We start from the raw sequence: 16888 nt of genomic DNA, 5'->3' as shown, positions 1-16888 counted from the left end.
TAGATAAACAAAATGGAAAAGAAGATAAACAGTCAGCCGAAGATCCAGATAAACAAAATGGAAAAGAAGATAAACAGTCAGCCGAAGATCCAGATAAACAAAATGGAAAAGAAGATAAACAGTCAGCCGAAGATCCAGATAAACAAAATGGAAAAGAAGATAAACAATCAACAGAAGATCCAGATAAGCAAAATAATCAAGATGGCAGTGATGGAGAAACAGGAGATTCAGAGGATTCCAATAACCAAGGTGGAGGGAGCAAAGAACCGAACCACTCAGGCGGTAGTGGTGGCGGATCAGGTAAGCCAGACAACTCAAATGAAGATGGTGGAGGGAGCAAAGAACCGAACCACTCAGGCGGTAGTGGTGGTGGATCAGGTAAGCCAGACAACTCAAATGAAGATGGCGGAGGAAGCGAAGAACCGAACCACTCAGGCGGTAGTGGTGGCGGATCAGGTAAGCCAGACAACTCAAATGAAGATGGCGGAGGAAGCGAAGAACCGAACCACTCAGGCGGTAGTGGTGGCGGATTAGGTAAGCCAGACAACTCAAATGAAGATGGTGGAGGGAGCGAAGAACCACAACAACCAAATGGCAGTGGTGGTGGATCAGGTAAGCCAGACAACTCAAATGAAGATGGTGGAGGGAGCGAAGAACCACAACAACCAAATGGCAGTGGTGGTGGATCAGGAAAACCACAAAAACCCAATAACCATGGTGAAGGAAATGGAAAGCCAGAACAGCCAAACAAGGGCAATGGAACTACTGAAAAGCCAGAGAAACCTAATAATTCAGGTGGCAACGCTTATACACCAAGTAATTCAAATAAATCTAGTAATGAGACTGGCAACGCATCGAGCACAGAAACAAATAATCGTGACAGTGTAAATAGAACACATCGCTCAAGTACGCAAAATGATTCAAATAGTCAATCAAATAATGGGGAAAATAGCTCGAATTCGAATAATATAGATCAGCCGTCTATGAATCAAACAACAGAAAATAACCAAAATAGGGAATCGAATGAACACCAATTAATGAATCGATTTAATCAAATGACAACCGGTTCTTTTAAATACAATCCATTTGTATTAAATCAAGTTAAACAATTAGGTAGTAATAAAGAACAAGTTTCTGATAGTGAAATTTCCGCAGTTTTAAAAAAACAAAATTTTGCGGATAATGCATTTTTAAATGAATTACAAAAAGATACAAATTATTTTAAATTCCAATATTTTAATCCATTGAAATCAAGAGATTATTATAAAAATTTAGATAAACAAGTATTGGCTTTGATTACTGGTGATATTGGTTCTATGCCAGATTTGAAAAAACCAGAGAATAAAAATACTACAGGTAAATATGAATATCATACAAGTAGTGATGAAGAAATGACACATACGAAAGATAAAGAAGCCAGTGATACGATTCAAATGAAATTTGAAAGAACTTTATTTGCTTTAATCACAGCAATGCTTATTATTTTTGTTGGTGTGGTTATTGGCTACTTTGTTAGACGCAAGAATGACAAATTAAAATAAAAACAATAAAAGGGAAGTACGTACTAAATGAATCATACGTACTTCCCTTTATATATTTACATTATTAAAAATAAAAGATTAAATATGAATGATGTTGATTCTTGTAGCTCTTTTATTTTTTCTGGTCCAATAAGTACTTGTATGATGACAACAAATCCATTTTGCATCATGTGCACTAAGATAGGGACCCAAATTCGTTTGGTATATACGTATAATGCAGCAAAAATGAAGCCCATACCAAAATAAATTATAAAAAATGATGGATCTGCGTGTGCTGCACTAAATATGATGGAACTTACAATGGCAGCAATTAAAAATTTTATCGTTTTATTTGCATTAATTAAATTGTAAATTTCACCAAAAATAACTTTTCTAAAAACAAACTCTTCAAGTATTGGTCCTACAATTGAAATTAATATGATAAATAGGGGTATTTCTTGTGCAACTTTCATCAGTCGCTCAGTATTTGGACTTGATTGAGGTGCACCAAATACGTACATATTAATCATGCCTGCAAGTATCTGATAAATCATAACAACGAAATAACCAACAATTGCCCAAACAATAACGTAACGTTTCTTTTCTTTTGCTTGTTGCTCTAATCGGGTAGGATTAGAAATAAAGTTATTGATTATAATTATTAAAATAGCAGCTATTATAAATAAACCAACTTGTGTGTATATGTTAGCAAAGACAAGTTCCTTGCTACTTAGATTGTTAAATAGGCCAGCCATATGTAATAAAATAACACCAAATTGTGCTAAACCATAAATAACTAATGTCAATATGGATACCCATAAACGAGACATAATGAACCTCCAAAAATTAAATGATACTTTATTTTATCGCAAAATCATCGTTTGTACAAAATTAAGAGGATAATGGTTTTAACTTGAAAAGTTGACTAAATTTGATTATTATAGAAAGTACACTAGCACTCATTAACTTAAAGTGCTAACATTTAAACTTTTGAGGAGGAACGAAAAATGTTAAAGCCATTAGGTAACCGAGTAATTATTCAAAAATCAGAACAAGAGCAAACAACTAAAAGTGGTATCGTATTAACTGATAGCGCTAAAGAGAAATCCAACGAAGGTACGATAATTGCAGTAGGTGCAGGACGTATTTTAAAAGATGGTTCTCGTGTTGCTCCTGAAGTAAACGAAGGCGACAAAGTAGTATTCCAACAATATGCTGGAACTGAAGTTAAACGAGGAGACGAAACATATTTAATCGTTAATGAAGAAGATATTTTAGCAATAATTGAATCTTAATATAAAAAAATTTTAAAAATAAACAATAATTATCATAGAAACAACATGGAGGTATATAAAATATGGCGAAAGATTTAAAATTCTCTGAAGATGCACGTCAATCAATGCTAAGAGGTGTAGATAAATTAGCAAATGCCGTTAAAGTTACAATCGGTCCTAAGGGGCGTAATGTTGTATTAGATAAAGAATATACATCACCACTCATCACTAATGATGGTGTTACAATTGCTAAAGAAATTGAATTAGAAGATCCTTATGAAAATATGGGTGCGAAACTAGTTCAAGAAGTAGCAAATAAAACAAATGAAATTGCTGGTGACGGTACGACAACAGCAACAGTACTAGCACAAGCTATGATTCAAGAAGGTTTGAAAAACGTAACAAGTGGTGCAAATCCTGTTGGTTTAAGACAAGGTATTGATAAAGCTGTAGAAGTAGCAATTGAGGCATTACATGAAATTTCACAAAATGTAGATAATAAAAATGAAATTGCACAAGTTGGTTCTATTTCAGCTGCAGATGAAGAAATTGGTAAATACATTTCTGAAGCAATGGAAAAAGTAGGTAACGATGGTGTCATCACTATTGAAGAGTCTAGTGGTTTTAATACAGAATTAGAAGTAGTAGAAGGTATGCAATTTGACCGAGGTTATCAATCACCATATATGGTGACTGACTCAGATAAAATGGTCGCTGATCTTGAAAGACCATATATTTTAATTACTGATAAAAAGATTTCATCATTCCAAGACATCTTACCGTTATTAGAACAAGTCGTACAATCAAATCGTCCTATCTTAATTGTTGCTGATGACGTTGAAGGCGATGCATTAACTAATATCGTGCTTAACCGTATGCGTGGCACATTTACTGCTGTTGCAGTGAAAGCACCAGGATTTGGCGATCGTCGTAAAGCAATGTTAGAAGATTTAGCTATCTTAACAGGTGCACAAGTAATTACGGATGACTTAGGTTTAGAATTAAAAGAAGCGACTATGGATATGTTAGGTACTGCAAATAAAGCTGAAATTACGAAAGACAACACAACAGTTGTTGACGGTGATGGAGATCAAAACAGTATCGATGCACGTGTGAGCCAAATTAAAGCTCAAATTGAAGAAACTGATTCTGAATTTGACAAAGAAAAATTACAAGAGCGCTTAGCTAAATTAGCTGGTGGCGTTGCAGTAATTAAAGTTGGTGCAGCAAGTGAAACAGAATTAAAAGAACGTAAATTACGTATTGAAGATGCATTAAACTCTACTAGAGCTGCAGTTGAAGAAGGTATTGTAGCTGGTGGTGGTACTGCATTTATGAATATTTATGAAAAAGTAGCTAAAATTGAAGCAGAAGGCGACATTGCTACTGGTATTAATATTGTCTTAAAAGCTTTAGAAGCACCAGTTCGTCAAATTGCTGAAAATGCTGGACTAGAAGGTTCAATTATTGTTGAACGACTAAAGAATGCTGATATAGGTATTGGTTTTAATGCTGCGACAAATGAATGGGTGAATATGTTAGAAGCAGGTATCGTAGATCCAACGAAAGTGACACGTTCATCACTTCAACATGCTGCAAGTGTGGCAGCTATGTTCCTTACTACAGAAGCAGTTGTTGCTAATATTCCAGAAGAAAGTAACAATGATGCACAAGCAGGTATGGGTGGCATGCCAGGTATGATGTAAAAAGACCATAGAACATTGATATGACAGTATATCGTTCGTCCGATGGTCATAATTTGGTCATAGAAATTTAAAATAATTGTTTTGAGACGTTTTCCATGAGATTACTAAATCTTTGGGAAGCGTCTTTTTTGTATGATTTTGTAATGCTTGCGTAAATATTCATAGTTGTTTGTATATCTTTATGGCGTAGTCGTTCCTGTATCTCTTTAATATGCACACCAGCTTCTATTAAAAGGCTGCAATGAGTGTATCTGAACGAGTGCGTCGTGATATTCTTATCAATATCAGTCTGTGGCATAATTGCCTGAATCCACTGTGACAGCTTCTTAATGACAAGTGGGTAGCCGTTATTGTCTGTGAATATAAAATTATTATCCACGTACAACTCATTTTTCCATTTGTCTTGCACATTCACTTTATAATCTAACAACAATTTTATAACGTTAGGATCTATTGAAATTTTACCGATAGATGATTCAGTTTTCGGTGTGAGTATCTGATAATTTTTCTTATTGTTATTCGGATTATAATATGTTTTGGTTATACTTACAGTACATTCTTCATAGTCGATATCAGACCATTTAAGCGCCAGTAATTCACCAGCACGTAATCCGAGATATGCAAGACTTACGAACACTTCAAAGCTATTCAGTGGCTTATGGTGGTTCTTAGCAACACTTAGAAACTCAAATAATTCATCTTTTTCAAGAAATTTTTGTTGTAAGCTATTCTGTTCCAAATCCTCAACAGTCGGCTTAAATTTAGCCCTCTTAATTCCCTCAATAGGCGACTTAGCAATTATCTTCATATCCAACGCATACTTAAATATAAGATTGGTTGAGCTTACAATACTATCAACATAATTTTTACTAAATTGAGTACTTATATCGTCCACAAACGCTTGGTAGTCACGCTTAGTTATAGTCTGTATACTTCTATTACCAAATTGTTGTTTAGCGTGATATATGGCTTTTTCTCTTGCTCTAACACTACTCACTTTTGCATTTCTACTATAATGATTAATCCATTCATCAGCTACATAATTAAATGTATGAGTAGACGGTGCAATATACTCGCCATTTCTTATTTGTCTTTCTACCATTTCAGCATGATTCTTAGCATCAGACTTGCGAGCAAAACCTGACTTAGATATATATTCATATTTACCAGTATTAGGATTTTTACCTAGTGATATGCGATAACGCCAGTTGTTACCACGTTTTTCATAGTTTGCCATTTAATCACCTGCCTATTTGTCTATAAGTCATCTTCGCTTATTTCTTCTTCAGTATAATAATTATTTAAGACTTTTATACTGCCATCTTCCAAAAATACTAAATTTTTTAAATGTTTATAGGCTGGAATAGTTTTTTTATTTAAAAAGTCATTTTCATTGTAATACTTCATAGTACTTACGATTTGGGTATACGGTAATAAATTAATTGAAATTGTTTGGGAGTTAAAATTAAACATTTTTTTAAAATCTTCATTTTTTTTATAACTTTCTATTAAAATTTGAAGGATAAATTCAAATTCTAACGATACGTATTCTTTCATTTGACCAGAAACTACTGGTTTATAATAGTATTTTCCACTAGTTAAGAACTCCATAGGTAAAACCCCTGAAACAGCTACATCTATATAGTCTTCTGTAAAAATTACAGTTAACAATATATTTTGTTGTTCACTTTCATTTTCGATATAAGAACATGAAATGTTATAAATCCGATCATCATCAGGTTTACTAAAGGCAAATAAACCATGTTTTGAAACTGATATATCTAATAATTTTAATTCTTTAAACCCATCATCTAAAACAATTAAATCTTTTACGTTACATTTTAGAGATTGTATTAATTTCTCTAATGTATCAAACTGTATACCTTTACTTTTGCCTGTAGATAAAAGACTTAATGTGTTTATTGATAATCCAGTATTGGCTGATAACTCTTTGAGAGTTATCTTTTTTTCTTTCATAACTTTTTTTAAATTGAATTTAATCATGAGAAACCTCCATTGAAGATTAAATAAAATTTATCATATGTTAGTAAAATATACAATAAATATTGTGAAAAAAAGTTGACAGTATTAAAACAAGAAGGTACACTTTAGTTAATTACTAATAAGTTAGTAATTTTATAACAATATATTGGTAAAAGGAGAGAGGGAAAATGACCATTACTGTCAATGAAACATTAATTAAAAAAGCCATGTTTATTAAAGGGTTTAATTTATCTGACTTAGCTCATGAAACAGGTGTAGGTATTTCATATTTAAGCCAAATTATAAACGGCAAGAAAATTCCGAGCCCTAAATTAGCTAAGAAAATGTCAGAAGTTTTACAGGTTGATGTAAGTGAATTATTCGAATTTGAAATTAAGGAGGCATAAACCATGTTTAATATCGGCATTGATGAAGATGAAGCACGTGAGATGCTGCAACAAGCAATTGACGAGCGTATCGAAGAATTAGCGAGAGAAAAATACTTCATGACTTACAACGAGTTATCAAAATATCTTAATTTATCTAAACCTACTATAGAAGATTTGCTAATCAAAAATGGAATGAAATATTACCGAGTAGGTGTGACATACAGATTTAAGAAATCTGATGTAGATGAATTTATGAATCATATTACTTCACAAATGGACATTGTGAACAACGATCTAAAAAATTTGAAATTTAAGGAGAATGCAAAATGAAAACATTTATCGGATTAATAACACTTAGTGCCACAGCATCATCAGTAGTAGGGATTGTTACACAGGATATATTTAACACTCTAGCGTTATATACGCCACTAGCACTTATATCAATAGTAGTTAAAAACAGTTTGGACGATAGAAGAATCAGACGTAAATATAAACAATTAATGGAGGAAAAATAAAATGAATTATTCAGAAAAAATAGAAGAAACAGTGGAATGTACAGATTTAGGAAATAAGATTCAATCGTGTATGGATTATCTTGCAACAGAGATTGAAGCAGTAGAACAAACTAGAGAATGGGCAATCAAAAATAATGAATTTAGGTTACAACAAGAAATTAATAATGCTTGGAAGTCACATTATGTTGCGTTATCTATTTTAAAAAGCATTAGAGAAGATAACGAACGTATGAATGATGAAATAGTAATGATTGTTAAAAATGAGCAAGAAAAAAGCGCATCTGTACAGTCGGCAAACTCAACAGATAACGCTTAACGCAATTTAGAATTTTAATAAAAAACAAGCATGGAACGGCTTATTTATATATTAATTATACCATTTCATGCCTTGTTTTAACAGTAGGAGGGCAAAAATAATGGGTTTTGAACAAATAAAATTACAGCATGATATTCGATTAAATATTATAGAGTACAAAAATTTATCTTCCTATTCTTTTGTTCAAACTAATGATGTGATGTGGTCGGAATGGCTTAATAGATTGCAAACACCAATGAACCACAATGAAAAATATCAACGTGGGTTGGTAGTTTATGGTGATGTTAAAGATGTTGAACAAGATGGGAAACTAATACAAAAATATCGCAATGATGAAAATATTATAAATAGAAATACACTAGCACTTGATTATGATGATATTGAAGATTTCAAAGGATTGTACAGTGCTATCTGTAAACAGTTAGAAGGCTTTTGTTGGGCATTTCACACAACTTATAACCACACTACAGAAAAACCACGTATTCGCCTTATGGTGCCTTTAAATAATCCTGTGAGTTCAGATGATTATAGAAAGTATACACAATCATTGGCGAAGAAAATAGGCTATAAGATTGATGAAGGTAGCTATCAACCATCAAGAGCAATGGCGTTACCAGTAAGACCAGATAAGGATATACCATATATTTTTAAATATAATGATGCACCAGCAATAACAAATGATGATTTAGTTGAGTTATCGAAAAATCTAGAAAATACGCAAAAAGATAAATCAATTACCATCAACTACTCAAGTCATTTGAAAAAACGTGATTCAACTTATTGGCGTGATCTTGCGTTTGGTGTAAGTGAAGGTGGGCGTAATCAAGCGCTAGCATCAATTAGTGGTTACTTATTGCGTAGGTATGTAGACGTAAACCTTGTATATGGTCTAGTGATAGCATGGGGGAAATCTTGTAATCCACCTATGGACGATGGAGAAATAAACAAAACATTTAACTCGATACTCAAAAAGCATATGAACAACTAGAGGGGGACGGTATATGACAGTAGAGGAAATGGAAGTAACTAAAGAAGATGTATTTGAAACTATGAATAGTCTTGAAAAATTTCAAGAAATCAATAAAGATAAACCAACTATTCCAGAACCTTATTTAATCAAAGGAAAATGGTTGTATTTGGAAAAAGAGAAGAAAAACACCAAAGGTGAAGTTATTGATATAGCTCATATTTATATTACAAGTACGCCACCTTATGTTACTGAAAGGTATAAAAATGTTGAAACTGGTGAATTTTATTACGAATTACAATTCGAAGATGAAAAGCGTAAATATAAATTACCAGTATTGGCTCGAGATATTACGCAAGGCAAATTTTTAGTAGAACTTGCCAGTAAAGGTTTAGAGGTTACTCAAAATGAAGCAGGTAATCTTGTTCAATATCTTAGTTTTTATAGACGTTTTAATAATATACCTGATTATGATGTAGCTACACGATTAGGTGAAATTAAAGGTCATTTCATATCACCATATCAAGAAGATCAGCAAGATAATCGGTATAAAATATTTAATTCAGACAGAGGATATCAAGCGCTAATTGATGCATTTGAAACAAAAGGAAATATTGATGATTATATAAAAGGTGTATTTAATCCTATAAAGGACAATCCAATGGCTATGATGATGTTTTATAGCTCACTAGGTTCAGTATTACTTAAAGATTTTGATGTAGACCCTTTTGTAAGTGAGATATCAGGGCGTACATCAAGTGGTAAAACTTTTATATTAAAGATATGTGCAAGTGTATGGGGAAACCGAAAATTAGTTACCGAATGGAATGCCACTAATGTGAGTGTAGAACGTATGGCTTCATTTATGAACTCATTTCCTTTGATTAAAGATGATACTCGAAAAGCCGATAATCCATTTAGAATACCAAGTATCGTATACCAATTTTCTGGAGGGCAATCAAAAGGACGTGGTAATTCAGACCGTTCTATTGATTATTTGGAACCGTGGAACAACATCATGCTTTCAAGTGGTGAAGTTGCTATACCAGATATAGCACCAGATAAAGCAGGAGTCGCAGGACGTGTGATTACTTTACAAGATGACCCATTTCCTAATACTGATAAAACTGAATTTGGTGATATAGCAAAAGCAATGGAAAATAATCATGGTCTATTAGGTAAGTTATTCATCAAACAATATCGAGCTGATAAAGATAAATATAAAGCATCATTTGAAGGTGCTGTTAAATATTTCATGAAACAGGCTAACGGTAACGAAGTAATGGATCGTATCGCACGTAGTTTTGCGCTATTACAAATCACAGGCGAGATATTAAATGATATTGAAGGCTTTGAACATGACCCATATATTAATGTGAATAAAGCACATACAAGTATGATGAAGAATAATAAAAATATTGATAAACCAAAACAATTATTAGAAGAATTACTTGAAAAGTTAAATGCCAATCGTGGACGTATTGCATATAATAAGCATTATTATCATGATAATGCAGAGTTAATGGCAATTTATAGAGTTGATTTTGTTCTTGTTATGACACCAACAATAAAAGAAATGTTAGGTGCTGAATTTAATTCCACTGTCAAACAATGGGATGAAAGAGGGTACCTTGAAACGAATAATTATGGGAAACAAAAAAATATAAGATTTAATGGAGAACAACAAAAAGGTTATGCCATCAAAACTGAAATCATTAACGAATTAGGATTCGACTTTAAGAAAGAAGCACAAAGTTACTAGTAGTTACCACCTAGTTACTAGTTATTCATCAAAAGTAGTAACATCTATAAGCCTTGATATGACAGTCTTTATAATTGGTTTTAATATAAATGTTACTACTGTTACTACTTTCAAAATAGGAGGTCATATATAAATTAATACAAAAAACTCTTTCTTGCTTATAAGAGTACCCCCTTAAAAAAAGTAGTAACACTAGTAACAGTAGTAACTTATAAACTAAAACATTGATATGGCAGCATTTATGGAATATCAGAAAGTAGTAACTTTAATAAAAAAGTAGTAACCAAGTAGTAACATTTTAAAGTAACGGACAAAAAGGAGAATGAGAAAATGAGATACCTATACAATAGTGGCAACAGATATGGAACAGTAGTAACTAATAATAATGTACATCGTGTGATTACAGAATATCCTCGTGAAGTATTTTACTTTAACGATGAAGAACTATATCAATATATGTCATATAACGATTTAGGATTTAACGCAATTGATTTTAACGATATGACAATGCTGGAACTCGAAACACTATTAATGTGGTGTAAACAATTAGAGCCTATAAAATCAGTTAATGAAAACTATTCCAGTTACAACTTAAAGCATATGTTTGAACGTGAGCCTTATGGCTTTTATATATCTAACGGAAACATGAAAGAAGTCATGGCACTTGCAGGATTTAAGCCTAAAAATGCTGATGATCTCAACTGGTTTTATCCGATAAGTGAGCGAAGTATTAAGCAACTTTAAAAGGATACGAACATTTAAGTTTATATGCTTACAAACAAATAATAGGTATTAACGATATTTTATATCTATATTATTAAAGGGGATATGCACATGTGGTATAGAGATGTGGTTAATCAAATTGTTGCCAGATTACCAACAAACATAAATAATGTTTCAGATAGTTATTTAGATACTGTAATCAAGCGATATGTAACTAAGCATGAAGATATTGAAGAAGTGAAACAATGTATTAATGATATGAAACAAAGCAAGAAAATTAAAACATACAAAGATTTTATAACTAAAAAATAAGGGAGTTTTTTTAATGGCTAAAGTAAATGAAAAATCAATCGAAGTATTCAATAAGGTAATTGAACCAAAGGTAGAGAATAAAAAATATGTAGCGTTAGAAAAGATTAAAGTAACTGACAAACTTAAAGAGTTTGATTTTAAAATGTCTCACTATCGTGCTGAAAACGATTATACAATGATTGCTTCACTTAAAAAGGAACAAGGGAAACTTGAGAATGAGATTGTGGCATTACATGAGCAAAGTGAAGATGATAATCATAAGTTGTTAGATAAAGATATTAAAGACTTTAACAGCGCTTATGAAAAAGAGGTTAAAGAATTAAGCGATATAAATAGTAAGTTAATTCAAGACTTCAATAACAAATTGCAAGATGCATATGAAGTATATGAAAAGATTGCAGCTAACAAAGTAGAAGCTATTCGTAGAGCGTCAAGACGCAATTATTTGAACACAGCAATAAGCAATCCAGACCAATGGAGATTAAGTTTACAACGTAATACAAGCTTAGTTGATGATCCATTTAGAACTAATACAGACCCTAGAATAATAGCTAATAAATTTGAACAGAAGTTATTTAACATTAATGGTCATGCAGATTCAGAATTTAACAACGGAAATAAAAAATGGTAGGGGGAATTTAAATGAGTTACACAGTTTTAAGTCCATTAGAACAAGATTACGCATTAGGGTTTGATGAAAAGAAAAATACTATTATTTTAAAACCACTATATTCAAATACGAAAGTTGGAATAGCTACGTCCGATGGTGTTGCAAATTCTAGTATTAATTATAAGAATGGTTCACTTACAAGAAGAGTGTTCAAAAATTTTAAAGATACAGACGGAATAAACATAGTATTGAATAACAGTAAAAACTCATTCGTTGCTAATAGTAAAGATAAGGGCGTGCTTACTGTTATTAATGAAGAATATATTGGCTTTGGTATTCAGGTAGATAAGGTTGAAGATAAAGGCGAAGGATTACAAGAATTAGTAGATATAGCCAAGAATAAGAAATCTGTATCAGTACAAAGCTATGCAAGTAAAATAGGGATGGATAATACAACGATAGGGAACATTGATAAGATAGAATTAATATCTGTTAATACAAAATAAATTACTTATAAAATAGTATTGTTATAATATTATTTATGTAGTATAATGTAAGTAGGTAGAAATCTACCATTGAATGCTTTATAAATCATTCAGTTAATTCTTCTGGTAACAATTTATTAATAGCTTGTTCTTGTAAATTGCACGTTTCCTTATACGCCATCATCACTTGTCCTGCTCTTGTACTTGTGGTGGTGGCTATTTTAATATCAAGAGTTTGTGCATACTTATATATTCAATAGATCATTCATTCTTCATATATAACTTATGATTGATGTGTGATTAATATATTGATATTGAACATTGTTAAAGCAAGAGAAAGATTATAAATTGTTGTGATATTAATAATAGAAGTATTCAAGTTAGAGAATATTATAAGTTATAAGTTGTATTGAATGATGAACAACAGATTGATTCAATGATGATTAAAGAATAAATAATTAGTTCAATAATGATATTGAGATTAGTAATTGTATTTAACTAAATGATTAGATCATATTAAATCCTTTTACAATAACAATAGAAGATTGATTAAGTAAAATAATTTTGATGAACAAACTTAGATGATTACAAAATGTTTTTGTTCTTTCGTTTGAAGTTAAAATTAAAATAAATTATAAAAATAAAAATTAATAAACAATTATAAATAAACATTTAACTTGAACATGAATACAAGAAGTATCTTCATACTAATTCATAGGTTAAATGCTAAATAGTGTTAATAGCTTTATAGCAAACAGTTTGCTAATACAATGGTTATAAATCGTTCGATAATAATGAGAGGTGTTCAGAAGTTGAAATAATCATATAATGTGGCTAATTGTAGATCTAAATAGAATCATAATAAATAGCAAGTTACATGATGAATAAGATGATAAAACACTTGAAAATCATACTTCATACAAGTCATTTAGAGCTTGTTTTAGAACATGTAACAACAGTGTGATAAAGGCGTTATAAATAGTAAATGCATGTCATTTTAGTGCAGCTATTACCAGTTGAACAGCATCAATTTAAAAAGGGGAGGCATCTATTAGCCCCCACTTGTTTTGAAGTTGTTTGTTATCGGTCGACAGGTAATCTCGCTAGAATGTTGAAAATGAAAGTTGAAAATGTGTAAAGAAAAGTAGCTTTACATAGTGAGAAAATCATTTAGAAAAGGGGAAATTGAATGGCTCAAAGAAAATTATTGTCACAGCAAAAGAGTAGATTAACTACAGAAGCACAGGAAACAAAGCAAGCTACAGAAGAAGCATTGAAACAACTTACTAAATTACAACCAGATCCACCTGAATGGTTAGATGATACAGCCACAAAGGAATGGCACAGGATATTCCCGTTACTAGAAGAATTACCAATAGCTAGTTTAGATTTAGCACTTGTATCAGCATATTGCACAGCGTATTCGGACTATATCAATGCAACTATACGAATGAAAAATGAAAGTGCAATTATAGAAACGGAACGTGGCACGAAACTTAATCAGAATCACGCTATTAAAAGAGATTCACTATCACAATTAAATAGTATTGCGCCTAAGTTGGGACTTACTGTGGAATCAAGATTGAAAATATTAGATCCTTCAAAAGAAAAAGTGACTGGAAAATCAGTTTTTGACATATTCGGTATGGATGATGACGATTAAAAATAAATTTGTTTCATTATAAGTGTCTAGGAGGGCTACTATGATATTAAAACGTTGTAAATCAGTTTTGTGGTATAAAGAAGAAATGAAAATTACTGAATATGAGTTGCTAACTAATTACAATCCACAATTCATTAATAGTAAGATTCGAGCAATACAGGAACAAATCAATGCAATGTATCATCTTAATACATCCCATACAGTGTGTGATGAAATCGCTGGTGTTATTACAGTTTCATATCCATTAGATAAATTAGTTATATGGATAACTGATCAAAAAGATGAATTGAATCGTTTTAAAATTAATAGTACCAAGAAACTCAATTTATTGAAGAAACTTATCAGTAACTATACACCTAAGGAACAAAAAGAAGTGATGAGATATTTCAAATCTAATGGGAGTAACAAGCCTTATAAGACAATTGATAAGTTACAGGAAGATTTATATAAGATACATCACAATAAACGTATAGAACGCAATGAACAGCGTGAAAATGAGAATGAAGTTATATATCAAAACTTTGTAGTAAAAGTGAAAGAAAGCTTAAATAATGAGCGTGAGGAGTTGGTTGTGTGATTAGAGGATTAGATAAAGTAGATTATCCAATATTAGAAAAATACATGCGTAATTATCATAGTATGGTTGATACTTATAAGAATAAGGCTAATGATATGGACGAATTAAAGTATATGAACTTAGAATCCATTGTAAAAGGCATTACTCAAGTTTATAACGATAGTGATGTAAAAGTGCAGCAGATTATTAAGCTTACATGGTGGGATGATAAGATATACACAGATGAAGTTGTAGCTAATGTGATAGGTGTAAGTGAATTAACACTAAGACATGCGAGAGAAATTATATTAAAACGTGTTGCAAAGGCAGTAGATTATGTATGAGGTATGATAAAGCAACAGTAAAAGAGTTTATATTGAACTATCACAAGACAATAAATAATAGTGATGCATATAATGAAGATATTGATATAGATGAGTTCTTTAATGTGAATGATCAAGCAGAAACTCACGATATAGATAATAATGTTGAAGAAAGTATATTTTATAACGAATTAGAAGCTGTTATAGAAAGGGTAGCGACTGAAAAAGAACACAATTTATTTTTGTTGATATGTAATGGTGTGAGTTTTGAAAAGGCTGGAAATATATTTGGTGTTAAAGAAGCAAGAGCTAAGCAAATGTTGAATAGATTGTTGGATAAGTTGGAACAATAAATTAAAGGGTAGGCACTTATGTGCTTGCCCTGTTTTTGTGTTTTTAAATCGTATAAAATCAATTTTTGTAGTTGCATTTAATAGGGGGATTGGTGTATTATATATACAAATGATCTAGCCATAACTCTATTCGGGTTATGGCTACTTTTTTAGGAGCATTGAATAAAATGAAACCTTTTAAAACACATAATCAACAGTTGAAAATATTACGAGATAGAGGGTTAGAGGTCCCTAGTGAGAAAAAAAGAGATTTAGAAAATGAAAACTACTATAATATAATAAATGGATATAAGGATTTATTTTTATGTATAGATAGTCGTGGGCTGCCTGAAGTCCCAGAAAAATTTATCGAAGGAACGCATTTTGATGAGGTTTTTTCTTTGTATAAATTAGACAGAAAATTAAGAAATAACTTATTAGAGTACTTATTGGTTTTTGAAACGCAGATTAAGTCTCGCATTGCTTACTATTTTAGTGAAAAATATCAAGAGTCCCATTCGTATTTATATTTCAAAAACTATTCAGATAATCCTAAAAAAACTGACAGTATTGTTAGGACAGTTGCAAGTTTAAGTAACATAATGAGTAACAGAAAAAACGAACCACTTAAACATTATATAAACACTCATAATGGAGTACCTTTGTGGGTTTTAGTAAATTATTTATCTTTAGGTACCATATCACATATGTATTCTAACTTGGACGATGACTTAAGATTAAAAATAGCTTTGGATTTTAAAACTAAATTTAGAAGAGAATATAAAATTGCTTTGCAAATTGAGCCAAATGATATTGACAGTATATTACAACAAGCTCACCTATTTAGAAATGTGTGTGCTCATGAAGAAAGGTTATATGATTTTACAGTAAAAAAACCAAGATCTAGAAATAATATTTTCAGTAACTATAATAAAGCGTTTAATAAAAATTATACTCAGAATATGAATAAAAGCTCTATATTTGATTTGATTATTAGTCTATCACATTGTTTAAATAAAAGAGACTACACAAATATGATTAATAAATTGAACAAAACTTTTAAATATTATGATAAAAATTTAAAAACTATTACATTGCAAGAGATGTACAAAAAAATGAAATTTCCTGAAAATGTATATTTACAAGACTTACTTTAACACTCACCAACTGGTGGGTGTTTTTTTATGTTTATTTACATGTAATATACATCTTTACATATGCGAACAAGTGTTCTATTATATTCATGAGGTGATTATAAATGGAACCAAATTTAGATTGGAATAAAGATTTCCAAGAATTCCAGGATATTTTGAATTCAGGAATACATCCCGAATGGTTATATAACGCAAAAGCAAATATGATACTCAACCCTGCATATACAGGACAAGGCAAACAATTCTTCTTTACAAAAGATATTATAAAAGCTAGTAAAACGATTCCATTTTTTTGAGG

General features: G+C 31.2%; 22 protein-coding genes. 19 read left to right on the top strand and 3 right to left on the bottom strand.

The window, feature by feature from the left end; all coding sequences use genetic code 11:
• The first annotated feature begins 983 nt into the window (after window positions 1–983).
• Window positions 984–1541 carry an SdrH family protein gene (locus ACP7BT_RS11300; RefSeq protein ID WP_426303776.1) on the top strand — a complete coding sequence of 186 codons (558 nt, stop codon included), beginning with the start codon at window positions 984–986 and terminating at the stop codon, window positions 1539–1541.
• 56 nt (window positions 1542–1597) lie between these two features.
• Here the strand turns inward: ACP7BT_RS11300 and mroQ are convergent, their stop codons facing one another.
• Entirely contained in the window at window positions 1598–2350 is a 753-nt protein-coding gene (mroQ, locus tag ACP7BT_RS11295; protein ID WP_041079918.1) for an intramembrane glutamic endopeptidase MroQ, read from the bottom strand.
• Window positions 2351–2527: 177 nt separating this feature from the next.
• On the opposite strand from mroQ, the gene groES reads away from it, so the two are divergent.
• Both groES and groL read left to right on the top strand, forming a co-directional pair.
• Window positions 2528–2815, top strand: coding sequence for a co-chaperone GroES (gene groES, locus ACP7BT_RS11290; RefSeq protein ID WP_002482789.1), 288 nt, complete (start codon window positions 2528–2530; stop codon window positions 2813–2815).
• A 62-nt stretch (window positions 2816–2877) separates the two neighbouring features.
• Window positions 2878–4500 (top strand): chaperonin GroEL, encoded by a 1623-nt coding sequence (groL, locus tag ACP7BT_RS11285; protein WP_002482790.1) that lies wholly within the window; start codon window positions 2878–2880, stop codon window positions 4498–4500.
• Window positions 4501–4567: 67 nt separating this feature from the next.
• On the opposite strand, the gene ACP7BT_RS11280 is transcribed toward groL, so the two are convergent.
• Window positions 4568–5737 carry a tyrosine-type recombinase/integrase gene (locus ACP7BT_RS11280; RefSeq protein WP_048787037.1) on the bottom strand — a complete coding sequence of 390 codons (1170 nt, stop codon included), beginning with the start codon at window positions 5735–5737 and terminating at the stop codon, window positions 4568–4570.
• 20 nt (window positions 5738–5757) lie between these two features.
• Window positions 5758–6504, bottom strand: a complete 747-nt coding sequence (locus ACP7BT_RS11275) for a helix-turn-helix domain-containing protein (RefSeq protein WP_048787038.1) — start codon at window positions 6502–6504, stop codon at window positions 5758–5760.
• Window positions 6505–6671: 167 nt separating this feature from the next.
• Between ACP7BT_RS11275 and ACP7BT_RS11270 the strand changes: the two genes are divergently transcribed.
• The 16 genes from ACP7BT_RS11270 to ACP7BT_RS11195 all read left to right on the top strand — a co-directional run bounded on the left by ACP7BT_RS11270 (window position 6672) and on the right by ACP7BT_RS11195 (window position 16886).
• Entirely contained in the window at window positions 6672–6890 is a 219-nt protein-coding gene (locus tag ACP7BT_RS11270; protein ID WP_048787039.1) for a helix-turn-helix domain-containing protein, read from the top strand.
• Window positions 6891–6893: 3 nt separating this feature from the next.
• Entirely contained in the window at window positions 6894–7202 is a 309-nt protein-coding gene (locus ACP7BT_RS11265) for a helix-turn-helix domain-containing protein (RefSeq protein ID WP_048787040.1), read from the top strand.
• The gene (locus ACP7BT_RS11260; protein WP_048787041.1) at window positions 7199–7387 is read left to right on the top strand and encodes a hypothetical protein; all 189 of its coding nucleotides are present in this window, start codon (window positions 7199–7201) and stop codon (window positions 7385–7387) included. Before ACP7BT_RS11265 ends, ACP7BT_RS11260 begins: the two co-directional genes overlap by 4 nt.
• A 1-nt stretch (window position 7388) precedes the next feature.
• Entirely contained in the window at window positions 7389–7703 is a 315-nt protein-coding gene (locus ACP7BT_RS11255) for a hypothetical protein (RefSeq protein ID WP_048787042.1), read from the top strand.
• A 100-nt stretch (window positions 7704–7803) separates the two neighbouring features.
• Window positions 7804–8691 (top strand): primase alpha helix C-terminal domain-containing protein, encoded by an 888-nt coding sequence (locus ACP7BT_RS11250; RefSeq protein WP_048787043.1) that lies wholly within the window; start codon window positions 7804–7806, stop codon window positions 8689–8691.
• 13 nt (window positions 8692–8704) lie between these two features.
• Window positions 8705–10432 carry a DUF927 domain-containing protein gene (locus ACP7BT_RS11245; RefSeq protein ID WP_048787044.1) on the top strand — a complete coding sequence of 576 codons (1728 nt, stop codon included), beginning with the start codon at window positions 8705–8707 and terminating at the stop codon, window positions 10430–10432.
• A gap of 330 nt (window positions 10433–10762) precedes the next feature.
• Window positions 10763–11176 (top strand): hypothetical protein, encoded by a 414-nt coding sequence (locus tag ACP7BT_RS11240; protein ID WP_080983400.1) that lies wholly within the window; start codon window positions 10763–10765, stop codon window positions 11174–11176.
• Window positions 11177–11266: 90 nt separating this feature from the next.
• On the top strand, window positions 11267–11467 hold the full coding sequence (locus ACP7BT_RS11235; protein WP_225791488.1) for a hypothetical protein: 201 nt from the start codon (window positions 11267–11269) through the stop codon (window positions 11465–11467).
• A gap of 13 nt (window positions 11468–11480) precedes the next feature.
• Window positions 11481–12098 (top strand): hypothetical protein, encoded by a 618-nt coding sequence (locus ACP7BT_RS11230; protein ID WP_048787046.1) that lies wholly within the window; start codon window positions 11481–11483, stop codon window positions 12096–12098.
• 11 nt (window positions 12099–12109) lie between these two features.
• Window positions 12110–12583, top strand: a complete 474-nt coding sequence (locus ACP7BT_RS11225) for a hypothetical protein (protein WP_048787047.1) — start codon at window positions 12110–12112, stop codon at window positions 12581–12583.
• A 1168-nt stretch (window positions 12584–13751) separates the two neighbouring features.
• Window positions 13752–14225, top strand: a complete 474-nt coding sequence (locus ACP7BT_RS11220) for a phage terminase small subunit P27 family (RefSeq protein WP_048787048.1) — start codon at window positions 13752–13754, stop codon at window positions 14223–14225.
• A 40-nt stretch (window positions 14226–14265) separates the two neighbouring features.
• Window positions 14266–14802, top strand: a complete 537-nt coding sequence (locus ACP7BT_RS11215) for a hypothetical protein (RefSeq protein ID WP_048787049.1) — start codon at window positions 14266–14268, stop codon at window positions 14800–14802.
• Window positions 14799–15125: a hypothetical protein gene (locus tag ACP7BT_RS11210; protein ID WP_172439363.1), complete on the top strand. Its 327-nt coding sequence runs from the start codon at window positions 14799–14801 to the stop codon at window positions 15123–15125. Before ACP7BT_RS11215 ends, ACP7BT_RS11210 begins: the two co-directional genes overlap by 4 nt.
• Window positions 15122–15457 (top strand): hypothetical protein, encoded by a 336-nt coding sequence (locus tag ACP7BT_RS11205; RefSeq protein ID WP_048787050.1) that lies wholly within the window; start codon window positions 15122–15124, stop codon window positions 15455–15457. The genes ACP7BT_RS11210 and ACP7BT_RS11205 overlap by 4 nt, the downstream gene beginning before the upstream one ends.
• Window positions 15458–15624: 167 nt before the next feature.
• A complete protein-coding gene (locus ACP7BT_RS11200; protein ID WP_048787051.1) occupies window positions 15625–16593 on the top strand; it encodes an Abi family protein in 969 nt (322 codons plus the stop codon).
• A 101-nt stretch (window positions 16594–16694) separates the two neighbouring features.
• Entirely contained in the window at window positions 16695–16886 is a 192-nt protein-coding gene (locus ACP7BT_RS11195; RefSeq protein WP_048787475.1) for a hypothetical protein, read from the top strand.
• Window positions 16887–16888: the final 2 nt, after the last annotated feature.

Origin of the sequence: Staphylococcus sp. Y174-1, from assembly GCF_049897865.1 — a bacterium.
Taxonomy (GTDB): domain Bacteria; phylum Bacillota; class Bacilli; order Staphylococcales; family Staphylococcaceae; genus Staphylococcus; species Staphylococcus saprophyticus.
Note: the sequence above shows the minus strand (reverse complement) of the source record. Positions and strands in the feature narration are given on the sequence as shown.